Here is a 5846-nt window from a genome sequence, read left to right on the forward strand (position 1 = left end):
CAGGACTGGCTGACCGAACCGCAGCTGACCGATGCCAAAGTTAAATGGTGGTGACGCACGGCGCGGTCACCGCTGACCGCCCTGCCGAGGACGGTGTGCAGGTGGGGGACGCCGCCGTATGGGGCCTCGTACGCAGCGCCCAGTCGGAGAACCCCGGCCGGTTCCTCCTGCTCGACCTCGACGGCGAGGCCAACGCCGACACCGTACGGGCAGCCGTGACGCATGCCGTGGAACGGGACGAACCACAGCTTGCCCTCCGCGCCGGGCGGGTTCTGGTGCCCCGCCTCGTCCGGGCCGGTACCGGTGGCGCGGGGCTCGTGGGCCCGGTGGAGCAGCCCGCGGCATGGCGATTGGACACCGTCGGCACGGCCACCCTGGACAACGTGGTGCCGGTGCCCTGCCCGGAGGTGCTGGAGCCGCTGGGAACGGGTCAGGTGCGGGTAGCCGTCCGCGCGGCCGGTATCAACTTCCGGGATGTCGTGGTGAGCCTGGGCATGGTCCCGGGGCAGACCGGGCTGGGCGGCGAAGGCGCCGGCGTGGTGGTGGACATCGGCCCCGGAGTGACCGATGTCGCGGTGGGGGACCGGGTCATGGGCGTTTTCGACCAGTCCTTCGGTCCCCTGACCGTCACGGACGCACGGCTGGTGGCCCCCGTACCGGACGGCTGGAGCTTCCAGCAGGCCGCCGCCGTACCGGTGGCGTTCCTGACCGCCTGGTACGGGCTCACCGACCTCGCCGGACTCCGGCCGGGCCAGTCGGTGCTGATCCATGCCGCAACCGGCGGCGTGGGAATGGCGGCGGTGCAGATCGCCCGCCACCTGGGGGCGGAGGTCTATGCCACGGCTTCCCCCGGCAAGCACACGGTCCTGGAGGCCATGGGAATCGACCAGGTGCACCGGGCCTCGTCACGCGATCTGGACTTCGAGTACGTCGTACGCGAGGCCACCGATGGCCGTGGCGTGGATGTCGTACTGAACAGCCTGGCCGGGCCCTTCGTGGACGCCTCCCTGCGCTTGCTGGCCGACGGTGGCCGGTTGCTGGAGATGGGGAAGACCGACATCCGCGATCCGGAGCGGATCGCGGCCGAGCATCCGGGGGTGCGCTACGAGGCGTACGACCTGATCAGCGATGCCGGGCCGGACCGTATCGGCCGAATGCTGGACGAGCTGGCTGAGCTGTTCGCGTCGGGCGATCTGGTGCCGCCCCCGGTGCGGTCGTGGCCCTTGTCGCGGGCGCGGGAGGCGCTGCGCCATCTGAGCCAGGCCAAGCACACCGGCAAGCTGGTGCTCGATGTCCCGGCCCGCGTGGATCCTGAGGGCACGGTGCTGATCACGGGCGGTACGGGCACCCTTGGCGGGCAGGTGGCCGAACACCTCGTCCGCACCTGGGGCATCCGGCATCTCCTCCTGGTCAGCCGCAGCGGCCCCGACTCCCCTGCTTCGAAAGAACTCGCACTCCACCTGGGCGAGTTGGGCGCCGAGGTGCGAATCGCCGCAGCCGACGTGGCCGACGCGACCGCCGTGGCCGAACTCGTCGCGGGTATCGACCCGGCGCATCCGCTGACCGGTGTCGTCCACGCCGCGGGCGTCCTGGACGACGCCGTCGTCACCTCGCAATCGCCGGAGCGGCTGGCGCGGGTGTGGGGAGCCAAGACCACCGCCGCCTCCAACCTCCACGCCGCCACCGCGCACCTTCCGCTGGCGATGTTCGTGATGTTCTCCTCGGCCGCCGGGGTCATGGGCAGCCCCGGGCAGGCCAACTACGCCGCGGCCAACGCCTTCTGCGACGCCCTCGCGTCCCACCGCCAGCACCTCGGCCTGCCCGGCGTTTCGGTGGCGTGGGGGCTGTGGGCCGAGGCCAGCGGGATGACCGGCCATCTGGCCGAGGCGGACCTGGCCCGGATGGCCCGGTCCGGAATCGCCGCGATGCCCAGCGACCAGGCACTGCGCCTGCTGGACGCCGCCTGCTGGCACGGTGATCCTCAGCCGGCGGCCGTCGGCCTCGATGTCCGCGCCCTGTCCGCACAGCCCGCCGACGCTCTCCCGGCCCTGCTGCGCGCCCTCACCGCCGACGCCCGCGGGGCCACCGCACGGCGAACCGCGGCCACCGGCGCGCCCGCCGCGGGACTGGTCGGCCGGCTGGCCGCGCTGACGCCGGACGAACAACACCGCGAACTGCTCAACCTGGTACGCACCCAGGCGGCCGCGGTGCTGGGGCACACCGATACCGGGGCGGTGGACAGCTACACCCCGTTCAAGGATCTGGGGTTCGACTCGCTGACCGCCGTCGAGCTGCGCAACCGGCTCGCCGCGGCCACCGGGCTGCGCCTGCCCGCCACATTCATCTTCCGGCATCCGACGTCCTCGGCCATCGCCGACGACCTGCGCGAACAGCTGTGCCCCGTGGCCGCGGACACCTCCGGCCCCGTCTTCGGCGAGCTGGAGAAGCTGGAGGGGGCGATGGCCCGGTTCGTCCCCGACGACCAGGCCCGCGGCAGGCTGGCGAAGCGGCTGGAAGCCCTGCTGTGGCGGCTCGGCGACGGCGCCCCCGAGACCGCCGTCGGCCGCACCGTGGACGACGGGGCCGTGGAAGCCGCGTCGGACGACGAACTGTTCGCGTTCATCGACCGGGAACTGCCTTCTTGACCACGAGTAGCGTGAGTGAGGACTGATGTCGGGTACGGAAGAGAAGCTCCGCCAATACCTGAAGCGGGTCACGGTGGATCTGGGGCAGGCCCGTCAGCGCGTACGGGACCTGGAGGAGCGGTCCCAGGAACCGGTGGCCGTGGTGAGCATGGCCTGCCGCTACCCCGGCGGGGTGGGCTCGCCCGAGGAGTTATGGGAGCTGGTGTCCTCGGGTGGGGACGGAATCGAGGAGTTCCCCACCGACCGCGGCTGGGACCTGGAGGGCCTGTACCACCCGGATCCCGACCACCCCGGCACCAGCTATGTCCGGCACGGTGGATTCCTGCGCGAGGCCGACCGCTTCGATGCCGCGTTCTTCGGCATCAGCCCGCGTGAGGCGCTGGCGATGGATCCGCAGCAGCGGCTGCTGCTGGAAGTGTCCTGGGAACTGCTGGAACGGGCGGGTATCGACCCTACGTCGCTGAAGGGCAGCCCGACCGGGGTGTACGCCGGGGTGTCCAGCCAGGACTATCTGTCCCGGATGCCCCGGGTCCCCGAGGGCTTCGAGGGGTACGCCACCACCGGCAGCCTCACCAGCGTGGTGTCCGGCCGGGTGGCGTACACCTTCGGGCTGGAAGGCCCGGCCGTGACGGTGGACACCGCGTGTTCGTCGTCCCTGGTGGCGATGCACCTGGCCTGCCATGCGCTGCGCCAGGGGGAATGCGAACTGGCGCTCGCGGGCGGGGTCACCGCGCTGACGACCCCGACCGCGTTCGCCGAGTTCTCCCGGCAGCGCGGGCTGGCTCCGGACGGGCGCTGCAAGTCCTTCGCCGCGGGCGCCGACGGCACCGGCTTCTCCGAGGGTGTCGGGCTGGTGCTGCTGGAGCGGCTGTCGGACGCGCGGCGCAACGGCCACCGGGTGCTGGCGGTGATCCGAGGTTCGGCCGTCAACCAGGACGGCGCCAGCAACGGTCTGACCGCGCCCAACGACGTGGCGCAGGAGCGGGTGATCCGGCAGGCACTGACCAACGCCCGGCTCGCCGCCGACCAGGTGGACGCGGTGGAGGCGCACGGCACGGGGACCTCGCTCGGCGACCCGATCGAGGCGCACGCGCTGCTGGCCACGTACGGCCGGGACCGGCCGGACGACCGGCCCCTGTGGCTGGGCTCCCTCAAGTCGAACATCGGGCACGCCCAGGCCGCTGCGGGCGTGGCCGGAGTGATCAAGATGGTGATGGCGCTCCGGAACGAGACCCTGCCGGTCACGCTGCACATCGACGAGCCGACGCCGCACGTGGACTGGGAGGGCGGGGGCGTACGGCTGCTGACCGCACCCGTGGCATGGCCGACGGGCGATCGTCCGCGCCGCGCGGGAGTGTCCTCCTTCGGCATCAGCGGCACCAACGCCCATCTGATCCTGGAGCAGGCGCCCGAACCGTCCGAGGCCACCGCGGAGAACGCACCGGGCGCGGCCGCCGACGTCACCGCGTGGGTGTTCTCCGCCCGCGGCCAGAAGGCTCTGCGGGGACAGGCGGCGGCGCTGGCGGCACGGGTGGCGGGGGACCCGCGGCTGCCCGTCGCCGATGTGAGCTGGTCGCTCGTCACCACACGGACGGTGTTCGACCACCGCGCCGTGGTCCTCGGCGAGGACCGGGGCGCGCTGCTGGCGGCCGTCGAGGCGCTGGCCGCCGGGGAGGCGCATCCGGGCGTCGTCCATCCCGGTGTCGCCGCCGTGGCGGGCGAGCCGGGGCCGGTGCTGGTGTTTCCGGGCCAGGGCTCGCAGTGGGCGGGCATGGGGGCCGGGCTGCTCGACGCGTCGCCGGTGTTCGCGGCGCGGGTGGCGGAGTGTGAGCGGGCGCTGTCGCCGTACGTCGACTGGTCGCTCACCGACGTCCTGCGCGGCGCGGAGGGCGCGGCCGAGATGAGCCGGGTGGACGTGGTGCAGCCCGTGCTCTGGGCCGTGATGGTGTCCCTGGCGGCGGTATGGGCCGGACACGGGGTTACGCCCGCCGCGGTCGTCGGCCACAGCCAGGGCGAGATCGCGGCGGCCGTGGTGGCGGGGGCACTGTCCCTGGAGGACGGTGCCAAGATCGTGGCGCTGCGCAGCCGGGCGCTGCGCAGGCTGGCGGGCGGCGGGGCGATGGCATCCCTCGGGCTGGGCCCGGAGCAGGCGGGCAAGCTGCTGGCCGGGCTCGGCGACCGGGCCGCCGACGTCGGAGTGGCGGCCGTCAACGGCCCCTCTTCCACTGTCATTTCGGGGCCTCCGGCACGGGTGGCCGACGCGGTGGCCGCCTGCCGGGAAACGGGCGGGAGGGCACGCCTGATCGACGTGGACTACGCCTCGCACGGCCCGCAGATCGACGAGATCACCGGGGAACTGACCGAGGTTCTGGCCGGAATCCGGCCGAGCGCGTCGAAGGTGGCGTTCTACTCCACGGTCACCGGCGGACGCATCGACACCGCCACGCTGGACAGCGGCTACTGGGTGACGAATCTGCGGGAGCCCGTACGGTTCGCCGACGCCGTCGAGGCGCTGCTGACCGATGGCCACCGGGCGTTCATCGAGAGCAGCACCCACCCCGTGCTGACCGTCGGCATGCAGGAGACGTTCGAGCACACGGGCGTCGAGGCCGTCACGGTGCCCACGCTGCGCCGTGACCACGGTGGCACGGCGCAGCTGATGCAGTCCCTCGCCCAGGCGTTCACCGCCGGGGTCGGCGTCGACTGGACCACCCTCCACCCGACAGGACCGGCGGCCCCGCGCGCCGTCGACCTGCCCACGTACGCCTTCCAGCGGGAGCGGTACTGGCTGCCCGACTCGGTGCCGTCCGGCGTGGCGCCGACGGCGGACGAGGACGAGGAACGGTTCTGGGCCGCGGTCGACGGTGAGGATCTGCGGGCGCTCTCCGACACGCTGCGGCTCCCCGACGTCCATGGCGCGCGGTCCTCATGGGGCGCGGTGCTGCCGGTGCTCTCCGCATGGCGGCGCGAGCGGCGTGAGCGGTCCGCCGTGGACTCCTGGCGCTACCGGATCCAGTGGCAGCCCCTCACCGACAACCCTCCGGAGGACGGCGCGCACACCTGGCTCGTCGTCCGCCCGGCCGACGGTGCGCACGACTGGGTGAACGCCTGCGTCCAGGCGCTCGGCGCGGGCGGCGGACAGGTGGACGAGCTGACCGTCGCCGAGGACACCGACCGGGCACGGCTCACCGAGCTGCTGCA

2 protein-coding genes are annotated in these 5846 nt (G+C 73.1%); both read left to right on the top strand.

Annotation, left to right across the window (positions count from 1 at the left end; translation table 11 throughout):
* The first annotated feature begins 44 nt into the window (after positions 1 to 44).
* Entirely contained in the window at positions 45 to 2645 is a 2601-nt protein-coding gene (locus SSOG_RS47345) for a type I polyketide synthase (protein ID WP_009720526.1), read from the top strand.
* A gap of 25 nt (positions 2646 to 2670) precedes the next feature.
* Positions 2671 to 5846: type I polyketide synthase (locus SSOG_RS42590; protein ID WP_009720527.1), on the top strand; the 3176-nt coding region annotated here is incomplete at its 3' end.

It is taken from the genome of Streptomyces himastatinicus ATCC 53653 (assembly GCF_000158915.1).
GTDB lineage: Bacteria > Actinomycetota > Actinomycetes > Streptomycetales > Streptomycetaceae > Streptomyces > Streptomyces himastatinicus.

Bases quoted from the DNA above. Each gene is read 5' to 3' on its own strand.
- SSOG_RS47345 (WP_009720526.1), top strand. From the start codon at position 45: ATGGTGGTGACGCACGGCGCGGTCACCGCTGACCGCCCTGCCGAGGAC.